Origin of the sequence: Streptomyces sp. WM6386 (assembly GCF_000972385.1) — a bacterium.
Lineage (GTDB): Bacteria > Actinomycetota > Actinomycetes > Streptomycetales > Streptomycetaceae > Streptomyces.
In genome coordinates this window covers 1-324 of record NZ_JXTE01000748.1, presented here as the reverse complement: position 1 = coordinate 324, position 324 = coordinate 1, and the positions used below count along the sequence as shown (strand labels likewise).

1 protein-coding gene is annotated in these 324 nt (G+C 75.3%); it reads left to right on the top strand.

Going from position 1 to position 324, the window contains the following annotated elements:
* On the top strand, positions 1–324 hold a 324-nt coding region (locus TN53_RS43510; protein WP_267886611.1), incomplete at both ends, for an RNA polymerase sigma factor.

Here is a 324-nt window from a genome sequence, read left to right as displayed (position 1 = left end):
GCCCCCGACCGTGACGGTGACAGCGACGCCCTGCTGACACGGCCGGCGGGGGACGCGGCGGCGTTCACCCCGCTGGTGGAGATGTACTCGCCCGCCCTGCACGGCTACTTCGCCCGGCGTATGCCCGGCGCGGCGGACGATCTGCTGGCCGAGGCGTGGTTGCAGGCGTTCGCCGCGCGGCGCACCTTCGATGCCTCGCGCGGCTCGGCGCGGGGCTGGCTGTTCGGGGTGGCCCGCAACGTACGGGCCCAGCACCTGCGGGGGGCCGGGCGCCAGGAGGCCGTACCGGAAGTGGAGATCACCGATCCCTGGGAGGCCGTGGAC